Source organism: Candidatus Zixiibacteriota bacterium (assembly GCA_017999435.1).
Taxonomy (GTDB): domain Bacteria; phylum Zixibacteria; class MSB-5A5; order GN15; family FEB-12; genus JAGNLV01.
Genome location: JAGNLV010000001.1, coordinates 1282964 through 1301986, shown reverse-complemented (window position 1 = coordinate 1301986; position 19023 = coordinate 1282964). Strand labels below are relative to the sequence as shown.

Sequence of the window (19023 nt, the reverse complement as noted above, 5' to 3'; positions counted from 1 at the left end):
CCATGGGCCCTCGCTTTTGGGCGTCGCGGCAGCCGGAGGCGGGCAAAAAAATGAGGGTGGCAGGGATTGAACCTGCGACACCCTGCTTAAAAGGCAGGTGCTCTACCACTGAGCTACACCCCCAAAGGGACACCCATCGCCGGTGGCGGCGGGTGTGCGGTCAATAATAGCAGGTCGGCGGGCCGAGGTCAAAGAGTTTTTGGCCTCTCCGCGCCCGGGCGCGCGGCCTAGCCCACGGCGATCGTTTCATCGCGCCGGGCCCCCGTGGAGACGATGGCGATGGTCACCCCGAGATCGCGGGCGATGAAGTTCAGGTAATTGCGGGCCTGCGCCGGGAGGTGGTCGAACACCGTCGTCCCCGTCGTGCGCGTCCGCCAGCCCGGCAACGTCCGGTATTCCGGCTTCACCCGGGCGAGGTCGGCAAGGTCGAGCGGGACCTGGTCAAACTGCTCGTCGCCCAGACGGTAGCCGGTGCACACGGGGATCTCGTCAAAATCATCCAGGACATCGAGCTTGGTGATGGCGATCGAGGTGACGCCGTTGATGCGAACGGCGTGGCGGAGCTGGACGAGGTCGAGCCATCCGCAGCGGCGGGGGCGGCCGGTCGTGGCGCCGTATTCATCGCCGCGGGTGCGAAGCAGATCGCCGGCGTTGTCGACCAGCTCAGTCGGGAACGGCCCGGCGCCCACGCGGGTCGTGTACGCCTTGACCACCCCGATCACCTCGTCGATCATGTGCGGACCGATCCCCAGACCGGTGAGCGCGCCCCCCACCGTGGTGTTGGACGACGTGGCGAAGGGGTAGGTCCCGAGATCAACGTCGAGCATCGCCCCCTGGGCCCCCTCGTAGAGGATCTTGCGGCCGGCGCGGTACGCCCGGTGCAGGGCCAGCGAGACATCGGTCACCAGCGGCCGGAGGATCGGGGCGATTTCCATGAGCGCATCAAAAGTGCGGCCGAGGTCGGCGCGCTCGTCGGACGAACCCTCGAGGTACTGGCGCTTGACCGTCGCCTGATACTCGAGCCGCTTGCGGAGCCGGTCCGGATGGAAGAGGTCGATGACGCGGATGCCGTTGCGGGCGACTTTGTCGATATAGGCGGGGCCGATCCCCCGCATGGTCGTGCCGATCGAGGCGGTACCGCGGCTGGATTCGAGCACGGCGTCGATGAGCTTGTGGTAGGGCAGGACAAGGTTGGCCGCCGGCGAGACCCACAGCCGCCCGGCGTAGTCGATCCCGCGCGAGGCGAGGAAATCGAGCTCCTCGATGAAGCCGAACGGGTCGAGGACGACGCCGTTTCCGATGTAGCAGGCTTTGCCGGAGTGGATGATGCCCGAGGGGATGAGGTGGAGGATGTACTTGCGGTCGTCGACGACGATCGTGTGACCGGCGTTGGCGCCTCCCTGGAAGCGGGCGATCACGTCCGCCTGGGCGGCGAGGAGGTCGACGATCTTTCCCTTGCCTTCATCGCCCCACTGACAGCCGAGGACGATCTTATTCTTTTTGGCCATGTCGAGGTGCCCCTATGTCTTGCGCACGTTCGTTCACGAGGTCAAAAATGGCGCCGAGCAGTTCGTTCTTGCCGAGGCCGCTCACGGCGGAAAACGCCAGGGCCGGGGCGTTGAAGAGGCGCTCGACGGCGGCGATTTTGCGGTTGGTCTGGTCGCGGTTGAGCTTGTCAGTCTTGGTGACCGCGACCAGCGTCGGGATCCCGCGTGCGGCGAGCCAGGCGACGAGCTGGAAATCCTGCTCGGTCGGGTCGCGGCGGGCGTCCAGGAGAAGCACCAGTCCCGCGAGATGCGGGTCGCCGTTCAGGTAGCTCTCGAGGAGTCGGCCCCACTCGGCGCGCATCTGCCGGGAGACCCGGGCGTAGCCATAGCCGGGCAGATCCACGAAGTAGAAGCGGCTGTTGACCAGGTAGAAGTTGAGCGCCCGCGTCTTGCCGGGGTCGGAGGAAACTCTGGCGATCTTGCGGCGGCCGACGAGGCGGTTCAGCAGCGACGATTTGCCGACATTGGAGCGGCCGGCGAAGGCGATGTGGGGGCGGCGGTCGGCCGGCGCCTGCCCGGCGGAGACAAATGAACCCACAAAATCGCAGGTCGTTATCGTGGGGGCGGTCGCCATCGCAGTCCTCATCCGTCGTGTCTCTTGACACCACATTACGCATCCATGTTGTCGGGGGAGCAGTCGCGGGGCTGTCCCCTGTGAGTATAGGGATTCGGGAGGCGAGTGTCAAATAGTAACCGGGCGGTCGCGCTGCCGCCGCCCGGCGCCGTCGGCCGGGCGGACTCAGGAGGTTGCTTTAGGCGCCGCGCGCGATGCGGTAGGTCGCTCTCACCCGCGTGCGGGTGATCGGGTTCCGGGTCATGGCCAGGCGGATGACTTCGGTGACCGAACGCACGTAGTGGAGTTTCAGCCCTTTCAAAAGGTCGGCGGGGAGCTCCCGGATGTCTTTGCGGTTCTTCTCCGGGAGGATCACCTGCAGCACTCCCATGCGTTTGGCGGCGAGGAGTTTCTCGTTCAGGCCCCCCACCGCGAGCACATCGCCGGTCAGCGTCACCTCGCCGGTCATGGCGACGTCGGTGCGGACCGGGGTCTCGGTGAGCGACGAGAGCATGGCGATGAGGAGAGTGACGCCGGCGGACGGACCGTCTTTCGGCACCGCCCCTTCGGGCAGGTGCACGTGGAGGTCGATATCCTCGAAGAAATTCTCCTTGAGTTTGAACATCGCGGCGTGGTTGCGGATATACGAGAGCGCGGCCGTCGCCGACTCCTGCATGACGTCGCCGAGCGATCCCGTCATCGTCAGTTTCGCCTTGCCGGCCATGGGCGCCACCTCGACCGGGAGGACCTCGCCCCCCATTTCCGTCCAGGCCAGGCCGACCGCATAGCCGATCGTCGGTTCCGCTTTGATGTTGTTGTCGACATACTTGGGGGCGCCGAGGAGAGCGTAGATTTTCCTCTTGGTGACCGTCAGGCGGCGCAGCTTCCGCCCCTCGGCGACTTCCACGGCCGCCTTTCGCAGGAGCGCCCCCATTTGGCGCTCGAGTTCGCGGACGCCGGACTCGCGCGTATACTGGCGGATGAGCAGCGACAGGGCCTCGTCCTGAAAGTCGACCGCGACCCCCTGCAGACCGATCTGCTCGACCAGCTTCGGCAGGAGGAACTGGCGGGCGATCGCGGCCTTCTCGAAGTCCAGGTAGCCGGGGAGGCGGATGATCTCCATGCGGTCGCGGAGCGCGGGGGGGACGGTGGCGACGGTGTTGGCGGTGGTGATGAAGAGAATGTTCGAGAGGTCGCACTCCAGTTCGAGGTAGTTGTCGGAGAACGAATTGTTCTGCTCGGGGTCGAGAACCTCCAGAAGCGCGGCCGCCGGATCGCCGCGGAAGTCGGTGCCGATTTTGTCGATTTCGTCCAAAAGGAAGACCGGGTTGGCCGAGCCGGCACGCTTCAGTCCCTGGATGATGCGGCCGGGCATGGCGCCGATGTACGTGCGGCGGTGGCCGCGAATCTCCGATTCGTCATGCACCCCGCCGAGCGACATGCGGACAAACTTGCGGTCGAGGGCGCGGGCGATGGAGCGGCCGACAGAGGTTTTGCCGACCCCCGGCGGGCCGACGAGGCAGAGAATCGGACCGCGCACCTTGCCCGCCAGGCGAATGACCGCGAGGTGTTCGAGGATCCGCTGCTTCGCCTTCTCCAGGCCGTAGTGGTCGCCGTCGAGAATGGCGCGGACTTCCTTGAAATCGACCCGGTCCTGGGTGACGTCGTTCCAGGGGAGCGCCAGCAGCCACTCCACGTAGCCGCGGATGACGCCGGCCTCGGCCGAGTACGGGTGCATCTTGGCGAGCTTCTTGATCTCCTCGTCGGCCTTTTCCACGACGGTCTCGGGGTAATCGCGGCTCTCCAACTGGCTGTAGAGGTCGTCGACCTCGGCCCCCGGCTCGTCGAACTGCCCCAGTTCGTCTTTGATCGCCTTGAGCTGCTGCTGGAGGTAGAACTCGCGCTGCGACCGGGACATCGACTCGCGCACGTCGCCGTCAATCTTGTGCTCGATCTTGAGGATCTCGATCTCCTCCTTCAGCAGGCGGGCGAGTTCGAGAAACTGCTTGCGGACATCGAACAGCTCGAGGATCTCCTGCTTGGCCTCCTTGCGGACCAACAGGTGGGATGCGATCGTGTCGGCCTGCTGGTGGTACTGCTCGATGGAGGCCAGCGCCACGAGTACCTCGTCGGGCACGCGCCGGTTGAGATGGACATACTCGGTGAACAGCTCCATGACGGAGCGGGAGAGAGCCTCGAGCTCGCGGTCGTGCGCCGGCTCCTCCGGGGGCTGGACAGAGATGCGCACCTGCACGTAGTCTTCGGTCCGAACATAGGAGGTGACGCAGGCGCGGACGAGTCCCTCGACGAGAACCTTGAACGTCCCGTTGGGCATTTTCATGACTTGGAGGATGCGGGCGACGAGGCCGACATCGTAGAGGTCCTCCTGTCCCGGGTTGTCGACACCCGCCACCTTCTGCGCCAGAAGCAGGACCTGGCGGTCCCCCTCCATGGCCTCGCGGAGCGCCTTGACCGTGAATTCCCGGCCGATCAGGAGCGGATAGATCATGTGGGGGAACACGACGACGTCGCGCAGGGGGATCACGCACAGGCGGCTGTTGACGGTCACGAGTTCGCCGTTGTGGACAATTTTGAATGTCGACACCGGAATCGGCCTCCTTACCACGGGTCCTTGGTTACCGGGACAGGTCAAAGATAGCCCGAAGCGGTGCGGCGGCAAACACCTTTTTCGGCGGTCGGGGCTCGGCGGGGCGTCTGCGCCCGGCGAACACATTGGGACGGTGCGGCTTAACCGGAGGTCACGAATGCACGCTGGTGATCACCAGCCAGAAAATGATCAGCAGAGCAGCCAACAGCGACAACATGAGGTACTGGCGGGGAGATTGCGGGGCGACCTGGAAAAACTCGCGGGCGGGAGCCGCCTTCTCAAAACTGACAATTTCGGTCAGGGTGATCTGAAGTTCGGCGGCATGGCGCAGGCGGTCGGCGGGGTTTTTCGCCAACAGACGCTCGAGCAGGAGGACGATGTCGGCCGGGGTCTTGCGGTCGGGTTGCAGTAGGCGAAAATCAGGGTCGGCGTGGAGCACGGCTTCCTCGACCGCCTCAACCGACGATCCGGGGAAAGCGGGGCAACCGGCCAGGCATTCGTAGAGGATGGCCCCGGCCGCGAACAGGTCGGCGAGCGGACCCACTTCTTCGCCGGTGACCTGCTCGGGCGCGCGGTAGCGGACAGCCTCGGCGGAAGGCGAGAAGCCCCGGCCCTCCCGCTCCACGATCATCGTGGAGAAACCGAAATCCACCACCCGGACGTCGCCGTCGTCCCGCAGCAGGATGTTGCTGGGCGTGAGGCTGCCGTGAACAATGTGGCGCGAGTGGGCGTGGTTGAGGGCGCCCGCGAGCGCCGAAGCCACGCGGAGGAATGCGTCAATATCGAGCGGACCGCGGCGCAAACGCTCGCGCAGCGATTCCCCCTCGACGAGCTCCAGGGCGACAACATAGCGGCCGTGGAACTTGTGGACGCCGTAGAGCGAGCAGATGTTCGGGTGGTCGGTGTCGGCCAGCGCGCGCAGAGTCGACAGCACCTGCGCCCGGTACGGGATGTGGTCCATGAGATCGAGGTCGAAAAGCTTCAGGGCGACGAATCGCTCGAGGACGGTGTCCCAGGCCTTGTAGAGATCGCCGGTCCGGCTCGGGGCGAGGCGCTCGCCGAGGGCGTAGTGGAGGATCTGGATGGGAACGGACTGCTCCATAATCGTATTAACGGCGAACGGCGGGACAAACTTGAGCAGGTCAAAAGACGCCCGGGGACGGCGCGACGCCGCCCCCGGGGGAAAAAGGCTGGTGCCCGATGATCAGATCGCGGGCTGCCGACGCTTGCGGATGACAATGACCGCGGAAGCGCCCAGGAGGACGAGCAGGATGATCAGGCCATACGTGGACAATGACGGCACGCTGGCGTTGGCAACGACAGTGATATTCACCGTCGCGTCGAGGCGATCACCCTTCGGGCTGCCGACGTTGAAAGAATAAAGGCCCGGATACTGCGGATAGATAAACTGCTGGCAGCCGGGCTGGCCAGGCTGCATAACGCAGTTGGGAGGCGACCATGGTGTCGGATTTGCCGTGCCCATAACCCGAACGGCATCCGTGGCATCATTGTTGAACCACTCCAGGCTGGTAAACGGCAAGCCTTTCGGAATGTTAATGGTGTAGCTTACCGGTCCATTGGACCAAGTCCCTCCCGGCACAAGAACCTGATACGCACCGGCTTCAAATCGCACGCCGATTCGGTAGCCCTTCTCCTCGTCCTGCGCCGTGGCGATGAGCGCGAGGGCGAAGACGCAAAGAACAACAAGCACGAGGCGCTTCATGAGGATATCCCTCCAATTCAGGTGCAAGATCACTCTCGGATGAACTTACTGCAGCACGTCAGTGCTGCGGGGAAGTTGCCGGCGGGGGACCGCGGCGATGCGGGACGAGGAAGAACCTCCCGGCGAGAGGGCGGGGGGTGAATAAAAGGTTCCAGATTCTCCCATTCACTCTCTCGTTAGTTCCCCGCGCCTCCGCCGAGAATATCTTCTCAAGGCTCCAGAGAATGGCCGAATCCAGGAGAATGATGAGGAGGGAGACGATCGCAAAGCCGAAGAGCTGCGACAACTCCAGGGTCACGGCGCCCGACGGGGCGTGGAGCCCGAGCACCGAGGGGGCAATACCCGTCTGGACAATAGTCAGTTCGAATCCGACCCACAACAGCGCGAGCACGAGCGGATGGAATCCGAAGCGACGATTGGCCAGACCGAAAAGCAGCCCGAACGCACACCCCACTGCGCCCGCCGCGGCCATCCGAAGCCCCCAGACCAGGGGGGACAGCCGGATCAGGTCGAGTTGGCCGACGCCGACCAGGGTGAGAGCGAAAAGGGCGAAGAGACAGGCGGCATCACGGACGGAGGCGCGGGCAACGGCGGCCAGAAGGGGAGCGGCGGCGACCAGGACGAAACAGCCGTAGGCCGGCGATACCCGGGCTACAAGCACCAACAGCGCCGAGAAGCCGCCGACCGCAAACAATTCGCAGCCCGACCAGCCGCCGTGGCACACCACGGCCCGGCGCTCTCCCTTGGCGACACGGGTACAAGGCGAAGAAGTTGGCTCAATGGTGTGGTTGTCTGAACATTGAGGCGAGGTGCCTGCGCGGAGTCGATCGAGACAGTCGTCCGTTGCGCCGAGGCGCAATTATCCACCTCCCTGGAAGCGGGCAAACCCGACCGGCCCGCCTCAGTTCGACGACGAATTGATCTCCGAGACAATGGAAAAAGCTGGAACCCGTACTACAACTGGAAAATACGCGGCCTGACAGGGGCTGTCAAGGAAATTCTCGCGCAATTGAACCCTGGGCGCACGCAATGCGCCGGATTCCGCCGGTCCTCTATGGATCACCGAATCATCCGGGCACCTCGTGCACCGGTGACCGGCCGCGCCGATCCCGCCGGGCCGAGAGGCCGGGCGGCGAATGCGAATGCCGTCTGGGACAATCCCGGGCGGATGGCGCGCCCGGGAATAGGATCGCTCTACTTGAGCGGGCCCCGGGTGACTTTGATGGCGTCGACCCAGATCGTGCCGGAGCCGGCGACGCCGATGTTGAGCTTCACCAGATCCGGATTCTCTCCGGCTTTGAGGAAGAATTGCGTGCTCTGGGAGCTCCAGTCGACATCGCCCGTGACCGGGTTATCGAGGCCGCGGGCGAAAAACTCGCCCCGTTCGGGGAAGTGGCAGAGCATTTCCAGGTACACCATGCCGGTGAGATTCTGCGTGCGAATCTTGGCTTCGAACGTGAGCGTGGCCTTCTCGACATCGGGATCGACCAGTTCCAGCAGCGGAATGGTGGCGGCGGCGGGCGCCTCGATCCGGAGAGCGCCGCCGCCGTCGGCCGTGATCTCCCTGTCGAGCGTGACGTTACTCTGGGCGATGATGCCGTCGAGATTGTCCACCGGGAATTCGGCGATCGTTTCCACGCCGCGACCGCAGGCGAGCAGGACACACGCAGCGCCGACCAGTAGAATCAGATACCGTCGCATGGGCGAAACCTCATCGATATAAGAGTCATTTTGTTCTGAATTGTCCGATCACAAAGACATCGGTATTCTGCCATCGGCAGGATCGACAGGCAAGTTTAATCGGGATGGGCGGCCAGGGAGTCAGGCCCGAGGGGCTCTCTCGAGGGCCCGGGCGAGTTTGGAGCGGTTCTGCCGGAGGAAGGGGATATCCAGCGACAGGAAGAGTTTTCTGAGTCGGTCGATGACGGTGGGGACATGGGTGCGGTCGGGCAACTCAACTTCGAGCTCGTAGTCGACCGAGCCGTCGGCGTAGCGCGTGGTGTCGATTTCGAGGCGATAGGAGTAGTCGCCGAACCTGAACGCCTTGTACTGGCGGGTGTTTTCGAAGTGGACGAAGCGGACGAGAGCGAGGGACCCGAACTGATCCCGGACGAACTGGATGGTGGGCGTGTCCATTCCCATGATGTCGCGCTGCAGGGCGAGGGCTTCGAGAGCCTCCCCGCGGGGGATTTCGGACTCCATCTCCATGCGGATAGAGGCTTCCTCGCCGGCCGTCTCACGGCTCTTGATCGCAAGCGAGCCGCGCTGCTCGTCGACCCGCACCCGGAGCGCCCAGCCGTCGCGCGACAGCACGCGGTCTTCGGTATCAAAGAACGCGTTGACCTGCCGCTCCTCGCCGTCGAGCTGCCCCAAAAAGCCCACGAGCTTGAGGTAGTTGGTGAAGGATCCGAGATCGAGCTTGATCTCGATTTCCTCGTTTGTTTGTCGCCGTTCTGCCATCCTGCCGCCAATAAACGCAATCCCGGGGCGCGGTTCAATGGAAATTTTGCGGCCCGGTCGGCCGGGGGGCGGCCGCAAAAAAGCGGCGTCGGATGGCGATCCGACGCCGCGGAGATCTCCGCCAGGTCCCCCGGGGCTCAGAGACGATAGCGTTCGGTGATATTGTCGTTGTTCTGGGCGTCGTAGACGCGGTACTCCTGCACCGAGAGCGTCGTGTCGCGGACGACATTGATGCGGAACTGGTTGATGCGCATGAGGCGGTCGATCCGGCTGTGGCCGTTTTCCGACATGGCGTCGGCCAGCATCGGGTTGAGGGCGAGATTGAACTCGCGGATCCGGCCCTCGGCCTTGGCCCGGAGAAACCACCGTTCGATTTTCGTGGCCATCGTCTCCTTCGACAGGATACGGCCCAGCCCCTCGCAGGTCGGACAGGGTTCCGACAGGGCCTGGAGGTGGGAGGGGCGGACGCGCTCGCGGGTCATCTCCACGAGCCCGAAATCGGTGACCGGGTTGATCGCCCCCTTGGCGCGGTCGTTCCGGAAACAGCCCTTGAACTCCTCGTAGAGCTTGCGGCGGTTCTCCTTGCTGTACATGTCGATGAAATCGCAGATGATGAGGCCGCCGATGTCGCGGAGGCGGATCTGACGGGCGATCTCCTTGGCCGCGAGAAGATTCGTCTGGAGAATGGTGGTCTCCTGGTCGCTCGACCCCACAAAGCGGCCCGTGTTCACGTCGATCGTGACCATCGCCTCGGTCTGGTCGATGATGATGTATGCCCCCTTCTTGATCCACACTTTCCTGTCCATCATCCGCTCGATCTCGGCCTCGATGTTGAACTGGTCGAAAAGGGGCCGCTGGCCCTTGTAGAGCTCGACACGGTTCTTCAGGTGGGGGACCACCTGGCGGGCGTAACTGATCACCTTCTTGTAGTCGCCCTTGTTGTCGACAATGAGGCGCTGGACGTCGTCGGTGAAGAGGTCGCGAATCATCGACACGATCATCTCGGCCTCTTTATGGATGAGCACGGGGGCTTTGGAGGTGTCGGCCTTCCGTTTGAGCTTGCTCCACAGCTTAAGTACGCGCTTGACGTCGGCGCGGAAGTCCGGGGTGTCGTGCCCCTCGGCCTCGGTGCGGACAATCAGGCCGAATCCTTCCGGACGGAGCGGCGCGAGCACTTTCTTCAGGCGCCGTTTCTCCGCCCAGCTCGTGATGCGCTTGCTCATGCGGATGTGGTCGTCGTCGGGGACGAGCACCACATAGCGGCCGGGGATGGAGATTTCGGTCGAGATGCGGGGCCCCTTGGTCGAGATCGGCTCCTTGATCACCTGGATGAGGACTTCCTGGCCGGTCTTGAGCACCTGCTCGATCGTTTCTCTCTTGCGCTTGCGGATGATCTCCGCAGGCGCCTCCTCTTCGTCGATATCCTCCGAGTCATACCGGTTGTCGTAGTCCTTGCCGACGTCGGAGGCGTGGAGGTAGGCGGCGCGGGGCAGGCCGATATCGACGAACGCGGCCTGCATGCCCGGCAGGACAGTGCGGACAATGCCTTTGTAGATGTCGCCGACCATGCGGTCGCTGTCGGGGCGCTCCACCTGGAGCTCGACGAGGCGTTCGTCCTCCAGAAGGGCGACCCGTGTTTCATAGTCGGTTGAGTTGACGAGAATCACTTTCTTCATACGGGATCCTGAATGTTGTGCGGTGTGGCTCCGAATCGCTCGCCCGGCTGCGGCTGCAGGCCGTTGAGAAAGGACACCCCGTCCATCCCCTTCTTCCCCTCCGGGACCAGGCGAGTCAGCTCGAGGGCCGAGCTTGCGCACTGGACCAGGAGGCGGCGCCGGTCGGGCACGATGGCGCCGGGCGGCGCGCCCGGGGCCGCCGGGGCGTCAACGACCGGGCGGCTGCCGAGAATTTTCACGCGGCGGCTGCGGAAGGTGGAGTAGGCGCCCGGGACGGAGCTGAGGCCGCGGATGAAGTTGTGCACCAGCGGCGCGGGAAAGCCCCAGTCGATGAGGGCGTCCTCGGGGGTGACTTTCGGGGCCGGGGTCGCGGCCGTGCCGTCCTGCGGAATGGGGGCAAACGCCGGGTCGGCGAGCCGCTCCAGGCTGCGCAGGGCAAACGGCCCGGACAACGCGGCCATCCGGGCATAGAGCGAATCGAAGGTGTCGGCCGGATCGATCGGAACGCGCTCCTGGAGCACGAGATCGCCGGTGTCCACCGTATCGTTGAGAACAAAACTAGAGAGACCGGTTTCGGTCTCGCCGTTGATGAGCGCCCAATGGATCGGTGCGGCGCCGCGGTACCGAGGCAAAAGCGACGCGTGGATGTTGACCGAGCCCAGGCGGGGGAGCGCGTAGAGGCTGCGGGGGAGGATTTTGAAGGCGACGACCACGAAAACGTCGGCCTTCAGCCCCGCCAGCGCCTCACGCAGCGCCGGGTTGTTCCTGAGCGTGGCGGGGGTCAGGACGGTCAGACCGTGCCGGAGCGCCTCGCGCTTGACGGGCGTGGGGTGCAGACCCCCGCCGCGCGGCGGACGCACATCGGGACCGGTCACCACCGCAGCCACCTCATGCTCGCTGTGCACCAGGCAGGCCAGAGTGGGGCATGCGTACTCCGGCGTGCCCATAAACACCAATCTCATGCGGACTGTGGATTGCGGCGGAGCGACGATTCTCATTCCGGGAACCGTCGGACAAGATCAACGCGCGGGCGAATATCGTCAGGAAACCTTCTGCAGCTTTCTCAGGCGCCCTTGAATCATGGTCCGAGTCAGAGCGGACATGCGGTCGATGAACAGGATTCCCTCCAGGTGGTCGAATTCGTGCTGGATTGCCCTCGCCAACATGCCGTCCGTTGCGATCTCAAACGCGTTTCCATTGATGTCGATAGCCCGAACCTTCACCCAGGCCGGGCGGGTGATCTTCTGATATAGTCCCGGAAAGGACAGGCAACCCTCCTCATATTCCACCGGTTCGCCGCCTGCCTCGATAATTTCCGGATTTATGAAGACCTTGAGGTCGGCGTTGATGTCAATAACCGACAGGTCGATGATGAAAACGCGCCTGGACACGCCGATCTGGGGTGCCGCCAGACCGAGTCCCTGCGCCTCTTTGAGCGTGTCGGTAAGGTCCGACACCAAGTCTTTGATTTCCCGGTCGATCGTTTCGACCGGCTGCGCCTTCTCCCGCAGTACCGGGTCGCCGTAAATGACGATCGGTCGCACCGCCACAATAACTCCTTACACTAGCTGTCGACGCGCGCGGCAATGGAGGATTTCAGAAACTCCATCTTGACGTTTTCGCCGAATTTCAGCACGACTCGGCCGCGTTCGTCATCGATGGCGAAAATCACTCCAAACATGCCGGCGGACGTGATCACTTTGTCGCCCTTTTTCAGGTCTTTGAGCAGATGTTCATGTTCCTTTTGCTTTTTGCGCTGCGGCCGGATGAGCAGCAAATACATGACGACGAAGATGAGACCAAACCAGATGACGGTCGTGATCATCGTGCCGCTGCCGGCCCCTTCCGGGCTTCCGGCCATAAGAATCGGCCAATTCACGTGTGTTTCAACTCCTTCTCCTGTTGTTCTATCGGCTGGCCCGCGCGGAAAGCGCACGGGGCTGTCTCCGTTAACCTTTCAATATAGCCGATCCTTAACAGTCTGCCAATTCTTTTGTTACCGTCATTTGAACCGCCCGCCCGGCTGCTTCGTTCCCGCTATTATGGAGTTGTAGAGTCCGGTTAGCGGCAGCCGGCCGCCAATCGGCCGGCCACCCGATTGTCCGATCATCAGACCCGCAAACCGTCTCCCCAAGGCCGGCCCAAACAGACAAAACCCACCTCAAACGGTGGGTCCCCGGTCGGTCCACATCCCCATGGGACGAGAGAGTCGGGATGTCTGCGGCTTGCGCCACCCGGCGAAGCCGGCTTCTTCTGCCTGTCACCTCTCCGGAGACAATATGGTGCGCACAAGTGTCATATTCTGACACTTCCCCTCAAATCTTCTCGGACATTAGTCCATCCGGCCAAACTATCATAATCCATTGACTGGCAACTACTTGTCCGCCTCGTTTCGCGACCGGACCGGCACGGAAAACAAAAACGCGGTCGGTCAATATTGGCGCGTCATGATTCTCCGGCGCACAACCCCGGAGCCTCGGTTCCCCCGGCCCGGTCTTGGCGGCAACCGCCTGGGCGGGCTAGTGGGTGTGGTTTTGCCCGCCGAAGTAGGCCGTCCGGAACTGGTCGAGCGTGACCCGCAGGGAGTCGATGTTGGCCTGATCGGTTGTCTGTTTGCATTTCATGGCGCCGACGAGCAGGCGATGTGTCAGCTCGAGTTGTTTCTGGTAGCCGGCATAGCCCTGGGCGGTCGGCTCGAGGGTTTTGAGGCGCTGGGTCATGAAATACTGGCTGACGATGTGCTGGAATTCGCCGGCATGGTCCTCTTTGTTGACGACCCACCGGGTGAGCTGGTTGGCGTTGGCACCCGGATCGGCCGAGAGCTCGCGGATCTGCGCCATCGACTTCTCCATAGTCGTGATGTGTTCGGCCAGCAGGTCGAAGCGTGTGGAGTCGTCATAGATCCCGCACGGGATTTCACAGTGGGCGGCGGCCGATCCGGAGCCGAATGCAAGTACGCCGAGGACGAGAGCTGCGCTGACGAAAGTTCTCAACATGATTGGTTCCTCCAAAGAAAGATCGCGTGTTACAGACATTTCCATGCATCCAAGAGGGTAACCGGGAGAATGCGGGGAGGGTTTCCTGAAAGTGCAGGTAGGTCCATGACAGAAAAATGACACGATTGGCCGCAAATTGTGCGGCCGAGAAAAAAACAGTACGAACCAACGCGGGATTTGCTCTGTTTAACGGGGAAAGGGATCCAACCCTTTTCTCCATTTGATTGTAGCCCTCGTGCTTGACGGTTGCACGGGGGCTATCTCTTTTTCCCCATGGACCCAGGCGCGCTTACGCGCCGCTTGAGTCGGCAGGCTTCTCGTCTGACCTGAACTTCTTCGCCGCCTGCTGGATCTTTTTCGCGACTTCGGGGATCGCCTCGAGGAGGGCGTCCCACTTTCCCTTGACGGCCGAGAGGACACGGATCTCATCGCGGTCGATGATGATGAACGCGGCCGGCTCGACCCGGGCGCCGCCGCCGCCCCCCCCGCCGAAACCGGAGCCGCGCTTTTCATCGGTTCCCTGTCCGCCGCCGGCGGCGAAACCGAAAGAGATTTTCATGACCGGGATAACGGTGCGGTCGCCGACAGTGATCGGGTCGCCGATGACGGTTTCGGATTTGGCGACCTCGCGGAGTTCGCCGACCACGCCCTTGAGAATATCGGTCACGCCGTTCGACATCTCAGACTCCTTTCATCTATGCTCGGGCCAACCTGATTATTTTTCTTATCGGCAGCCTCCAGGCGAGCAGGACGGTGCGCCCGGCCAATCGATAGAGCGGCAGGGCGGCCGTGAAGCGGCCGGAGGCGCGGAACGCCGGGCCGTCCCAGACGGGGACATAACGGATCTGCGCCAGCCAGACGGGACCGGCGCCGAGGGCGGCCTGGTAGCAGCCGAAAGCGAGGCCGGTGTGGTCGGGGCTGGCGAAGCCGGCCTCGATGTGGGCGCGGCATTCCTCGACGGTCGCCGCGCGGGAGAGGGCCGCCAGGTAGCTCCCGAGGGCGCGGAGAATCCGCGGGCCGAGGCGGCCGATTTCCGCCAGGTCGCGCCGGGCTCCGCCTGCGGTTCGGGGGGATCGTTTCCGCCGCGGCGCGGCGGGCGCCGGCTCTTTCGGCGCGGCGGCGCCGGCGCCGAAACGGAACTTTTTCAGCGGGATGCCGGCCAGGCGAACAACGCCCGCGCGGGCGCCGGCGTCGACTTCAATGCCGGTGCGGCGGCCGAGGCTCAGCCCGATCAGCCGCCGGCCCTCTTCGAACACGAGGCGCACGCGCACGCTCAGGGCGAGCACGCCACTCCCAAGGAGCAGCAAAAGTCCTATGACCACCGGCCACCAGGGCATACAACCTCGAACCGGGCTACGGGGCGGTTTCGAGCTCCCACGCTTTCCACACCAGCGCGGGCGGAATGCTCCCCTCGCTCAGGTAGGCGTCGTGGAAAGCGCGGAGCGAGAAGCTCTCACCTTCAATGTCGATCATCGCGTCGCGCAGCTTGAGGATCTCAAGTTTCCCGATCAGGTACGACATCTGGTAGGTCGGGCGGTGGGTGTAGAGGCGCACCTGGTTGCGGATGTACTCGCGGCCGGAATCGGTGTCGATGTCGAGGGTGTCGATCATCCAGTCGACGCACTCGTCGTAGGTCATCCGGCCGGTGTGGAGCTTGACGTCGGCGACGATGCGGGCGGCGCGGAAGCGGATGCCGTCGAGGATGGCGAGCCACATGGCGGGGTTTTCGCCGCCGTACAGCCCGGCCTCGTACATCATCTGTTCGCAGTAGAGGGCCCAGCCCTCGACCGCGAGGCTGTTGCTCTGCCATTTGCGCACCGGGTCGTCGTGCATGCCGGCGACCTGGGTTTGCAGATGGTGACCGGGGTAGGCCTCGTGGACGACCGAGCCGCGGAAACCGCGCCGGTGGATATAGCGGGCGCGCACCGACAACTGCGCTGAATCGAGCGGGTCGGGAACGGGGCGGACGAAAAAGAGAGCCTGCTGGGCGGTGTCGAACGGACCGGCCGGCTGGTAGGCGATGCCGGTGATCATGGACTGCAGGTACGGCGGGGTTTCGACGACCGCGACGGGGGCGATGTTCTGGGGGACGGTGACGATTTCGTTGTCGGCGCAGAAGGCGCGCACCTGCGCCACCTCCCACGCATAGTAGTCGAGGATGTCGGCGCGCGAGAAACAGCGCGGGATGAAGACGCGCTCGCTGCCGTTCTGGGCCTCCTCTTCGACAAACCGCCGGTACTCGTCGTACGCGGAGTCGGCATCGACGAGCAGCGCCTCGCCCAGGGCGAGGAGGGAGTCGGCGGTGTAGGGGAGGAAGTGCTCATGGGCGAGCTTGTAGTTGAAATTGTCGGCGCCGATGGCGAAGGCGCCGGGGTCGCCCGGCTCGGCCCGCCGCAGCCAATCGGAAAAGCCGCGCAGAACCTCCTGCGCGGCGGCGGCGGCGGTGCGGAATTCCTCGGCCCGCGCCGGAAACTGCCGCGCCATCTCCGCCCCGGCGTCGCCGTAAAAGACCTCCGCGGAGACCAGGGCGCTCACCGCCTCGTCAATCCAGACCTGCGGGGGACGGCGGATGTTTTTGCGCGCTGTCTCCAGCAGCGCCGGCACCGCCTTCATGCGCGCCAGGACCGACACAGCCGCCTGCTCAGGGGCGAGGCTCCGCGAACCGAGCAGGAGGTACAGCCCGTTGACGGCTTCATCGACGTACAACTGCGGGAGCCGGGTGTGCCACGATATCTGTTTCAAATCGAGCAGCGCGGCATCGACGTTCGACTGGATGAGCCGGCAGCGGATGGCCTGGTCGGCCGGGAGGTCGGCCGCCCGGTACTTGGCGAGTTTCTTGTCGAACGCGGCAAGCCTCTTGACCATGTCGCGCACGGACGAGGAGGAGTAGTCCGTGAAGCGGTGGTCGTAGTCGTGAATGCCCATTTCGGTGGAGCGGACAGGGTAGAAGGCCTGCAAGGCGGCCAGGATCTGATCGCAGAGGTTGTCGAGGCCGGGTTCAGCGGCGGCCGCGGCCGGCGCCGGACCGCACAGGAACAGGGCGGCGGCGAGCGCCCAGAGCATGCGGGTGCCAATCATCGAATGCGTCCTCCTTTTCCATCCGCCAATGTACGGGGGAATCCGCTCCGGGGCAAGAAAAGTCGGGGCCCGGCGCCGGAGGGCTCTCAGCGCCGGTTGAAGACGCCGGCGAGTTCAATGTGCATCGTGTGGGGGAACATGTCGACCGGGCGGACCAGCGGCAGGTCGTAGCCGGCGTCGACGATCAGCCGGGCATCGCGCGCGAAAGTCGCCGGGTTGCACGAGACGTAGAGGATCCGGGGAGGGTCCAGGCGGAGCAGGCGCCGCAGAGCCTTGGGGTGCAGGCCGGTCCGGGGAGGATCGACAATGACGGTGTCGAAGCGAACGCTGCTCCCCTCGATCAGCGCGAGGTAGTCCTTGACGTCGGCGTGGTGGAATTCGACGTTGCCGACGTTGTTGCAGGCGGCGTTCTCGACGGCCGCATCCACCGCGTCCTTCACCAGTTCGACCCCGACGACGTGCTGGACGTAGCCGGCCAGCAGGATGGCGATGGAGCCGGTGCCGCAGTAGAGGTCGAACACGCGCTCGGAGGGGCCGGGCCGGAGCATCTCGAAGCAGGTGCGGTAGAGGGTCTCGGCCTGGATGGAGTTGGTCTGAAAGAACGAGTTGGCGCGGATGCGGAAGCGGCAGTCGAAGAGCTGCTCCTCGATGTACCCGAGCCCGAAGAGCACCTGCTCGCTCTCGCCTACGGCGATGTTCGATATCCGGCCGTTCTGGTTGTGCACCAGGGTGGTCACTTCGGGAAGTTCGGCGCGCATGTCGCGGACGAGGCGCTGACGGTCGGGGAAGTCGCCGTAGTTGGTGACGACGTTGACCATGGTCTGGCCGGTCCGCTTGCCCTGGCGGATGACGAGAAAGCGCATGTACCCGGTGTGGTTGGCGACGTCATAGACGGGGATCCGGGTGCGGACGACGAAATCGCGGATCCAGCGGACGATCCGGTTGGAGAGCTCGCTCTGGAGATAGCAGCGGTCGAGATCGAAGATGTCGTCGAACTGCCCCCGCCGGTGCAGGCCGAGGGTGAACCCGCCGGGGGCGGTGTGAAACGAGAACTCCATCTTGTTGCGGTAGTTGTAGAGCTCGGCGCAGCCGATCATCTCGTCGACCGCCACCTGCTCCAGGCGCCCCAGCCGGGTGAGGCAGTCGGCCACCTGCTTGCGTTTGAAGACGAGCTGCTGCCGGTAGTCGAGGTCCTGCCAGGTGCAGCCGCCGCAGTCGCCGAAGTGGGAGCAGCGGGCGGGCAGGCGCATGGGGGAGGGGGTGAGGATGCGGCGGACGACCGCCTGATCATAGCGCGGCTTCGATTTGACGATGGCGGCGAGGACGGTCTCGCCGGGGAGCCCGCCGTTGAGAAACACCACCTTGCCGTCGCGGTGCGCGACCGCCTTGCCGTCGAAAGCAAGATCGGTGACTACGAGTTCGACTTCCTGCTCGGCCACATCGGCTCCTAGTGTATCTCGGGGCGGCGGCACATCCCGTTGGCGTCGAGGCGCCCGCACTCCTCGGTTTCCAGCTGCATCGTGCTGTGGTTGATGGCGAAGCGCTCCTGCATGCCGCGGCTCAGCCGCGCGATCACCTCCGGCCCCCGGGCAAGATCGCCGGGGTCGACGCACACGTGGCAGGACAGGGCCACCTCGCGCGACGAGAGCGACCAGATGTGGAGGTCGTGGACGCCGACCACGGCCGGGTCAGCCCGGAGCGCAGCGATGACGGCATCGTACTCGATCCCGGCCGGCACCGCCTCAAGGAGAATCATCGCCGCCTCCCTGATCACCAGCCAGGACGACCAGAAGATCATGACGGCGATGGCGGCCGAGAGGATAACGTCGACCAGGTACCAGCCGGTGGCGAGCATGACCAGGCCGCCGGCGATGACGACGACCGAAGAGAGGGCGTCGTAGAACATGTGGAGGAAGGCAGTCTTCATGTTGAGCGAGGACGACCGCTCGGCGTGGAGGATCCAGATCGAGAAGAGGTTGCCGAGCAATCCGATCGCCGCCACCGTGAGGAAAACCACGGGGTGGGAGATCGGCTGGGGGGCGAGGAAGCGGCGGTAGGCCTCGATGAGAATGAAGACGGCGACCACGACGAGAGCGACGGCGGAGACCAGCGCGGTGATCACTTCGACGCGGAGGAAGCCGAACGTCGAGCGCTTGGTGGCCGGGAGGCGGGAACCGCGCCAACCGAGCCAGGCCAGGCCCAGCGCCGCCACGTCGGAGAGATTGTGCACGGCATCGGCCAGCAGTGCCAGGTAGCCGGAAATCAGGCCGCCGACAATTTCGGCCGCCGTGATGGCGGTGTTGAAGAGGATTGCCCAGCCGAGGCGGGCGCCCGAGGTTGTCCGCGAAGCGGGTGGATGCGTGTGGGCCATGGCCTTTCCGT

At 64.4% G+C, this 19023-nt stretch carries 18 protein-coding genes and 1 tRNA gene; all 19 read right to left on the bottom strand.

Annotation, left to right across the window (positions count from 1 at the left end; genetic code table 11):
- Positions 1-51: 51 nt before the first annotated feature.
- The 19 genes from KA261_05425 to KA261_05335 all read right to left on the bottom strand — a co-directional run bounded on the left by KA261_05425 (position 52) and on the right by KA261_05335 (position 19012).
- Positions 52-123: transfer RNA gene (locus KA261_05425), tRNA-Lys, on the bottom strand.
- A 104-nt stretch (positions 124-227) separates the two neighbouring features.
- Positions 228-1508 carry an adenylosuccinate synthase gene (locus KA261_05420; GenBank protein MBP7697231.1) on the bottom strand — a complete coding sequence of 427 codons (1281 nt, stop codon included), beginning with the start codon at positions 1506-1508 and terminating at the stop codon, positions 228-230.
- Complete coding sequence (locus KA261_05415) at positions 1492-2121, bottom strand: YihA family ribosome biogenesis GTP-binding protein (protein MBP7697230.1); 630 nt, start codon at positions 2119-2121, stop codon at positions 1492-1494. The genes KA261_05420 and KA261_05415 overlap by 17 nt, the downstream gene beginning before the upstream one ends.
- Before the next feature lie 178 nt (positions 2122-2299).
- Positions 2300-4705 carry an endopeptidase La gene (gene lon / locus KA261_05410; GenBank protein ID MBP7697229.1) on the bottom strand — a complete coding sequence of 802 codons (2406 nt, stop codon included), beginning with the start codon at positions 4703-4705 and terminating at the stop codon, positions 2300-2302.
- Positions 4706-4859: 154 nt separating this feature from the next.
- Complete coding sequence (locus KA261_05405) at positions 4860-5810, bottom strand: serine/threonine protein kinase (protein MBP7697228.1); 951 nt, start codon at positions 5808-5810, stop codon at positions 4860-4862.
- Between the two features lie 102 nt (positions 5811-5912).
- Positions 5913-6431, bottom strand: a complete 519-nt coding sequence (locus tag KA261_05400; GenBank protein MBP7697227.1) for a hypothetical protein — start codon at positions 6429-6431, stop codon at positions 5913-5915.
- A 58-nt stretch (positions 6432-6489) separates the two neighbouring features.
- On the bottom strand, positions 6490-7158 hold the full coding sequence (locus KA261_05395) for a hypothetical protein (GenBank protein ID MBP7697226.1): 669 nt from the start codon (positions 7156-7158) through the stop codon (positions 6490-6492).
- 467 nt (positions 7159-7625) lie between these two features.
- Positions 7626-8132, bottom strand: a complete 507-nt coding sequence (locus KA261_05390; GenBank protein MBP7697225.1) for a hypothetical protein — start codon at positions 8130-8132, stop codon at positions 7626-7628.
- Positions 8133-8252: 120 nt separating this feature from the next.
- Positions 8253-8891, bottom strand: coding sequence for a CYTH domain-containing protein (locus KA261_05385; protein MBP7697224.1), 639 nt, complete (start codon positions 8889-8891; stop codon positions 8253-8255).
- Between the two features lie 137 nt (positions 8892-9028).
- Positions 9029-10567 (bottom strand): Rne/Rng family ribonuclease, encoded by a 1539-nt coding sequence (locus KA261_05380; protein MBP7697223.1) that lies wholly within the window; start codon positions 10565-10567, stop codon positions 9029-9031.
- Complete coding sequence (fmt, locus tag KA261_05375) at positions 10564-11514, bottom strand: methionyl-tRNA formyltransferase (protein MBP7697222.1); 951 nt, start codon at positions 11512-11514, stop codon at positions 10564-10566. The genes KA261_05380 and fmt overlap by 4 nt, the downstream gene beginning before the upstream one ends.
- Before the next feature lie 93 nt (positions 11515-11607).
- Positions 11608-12117 (bottom strand): peptide deformylase, encoded by a 510-nt coding sequence (gene def, locus KA261_05370; protein MBP7697221.1) that lies wholly within the window; start codon positions 12115-12117, stop codon positions 11608-11610.
- A 14-nt stretch (positions 12118-12131) separates the two neighbouring features.
- Positions 12132-12428, bottom strand: coding sequence for a preprotein translocase subunit YajC (gene yajC / locus KA261_05365; protein ID MBP7697220.1), 297 nt, complete (start codon positions 12426-12428; stop codon positions 12132-12134).
- Positions 12429-13086: 658 nt separating this feature from the next.
- Positions 13087-13563, bottom strand: a complete 477-nt coding sequence (locus tag KA261_05360; GenBank protein MBP7697219.1) for a superoxide dismutase — start codon at positions 13561-13563, stop codon at positions 13087-13089.
- A 289-nt stretch (positions 13564-13852) separates the two neighbouring features.
- Positions 13853-14242, bottom strand: coding sequence for a sporulation protein (locus KA261_05355; protein MBP7697218.1), 390 nt, complete (start codon positions 14240-14242; stop codon positions 13853-13855).
- Positions 14243-14258: 16 nt separating this feature from the next.
- A complete protein-coding gene (locus KA261_05350; protein MBP7697217.1) occupies positions 14259-14900 on the bottom strand; it encodes a hypothetical protein in 642 nt (213 codons plus the stop codon).
- Between the two features lie 16 nt (positions 14901-14916).
- Entirely contained in the window at positions 14917-16641 is a 1725-nt protein-coding gene (locus KA261_05345) for a DUF885 domain-containing protein (protein MBP7697216.1), read from the bottom strand.
- 86 nt (positions 16642-16727) lie between these two features.
- Positions 16728-18080: a 23S rRNA (uracil(1939)-C(5))-methyltransferase RlmD gene (gene rlmD, locus KA261_05340; GenBank protein ID MBP7697215.1), complete on the bottom strand. Its 1353-nt coding sequence runs from the start codon at positions 18078-18080 to the stop codon at positions 16728-16730.
- 8 nt (positions 18081-18088) lie between these two features.
- Positions 18089-19012, bottom strand: a complete 924-nt coding sequence (locus KA261_05335) for a cation transporter (protein ID MBP7697214.1) — start codon at positions 19010-19012, stop codon at positions 18089-18091.
- Between the last annotated feature and the right edge of the window lie 11 nt (positions 19013-19023).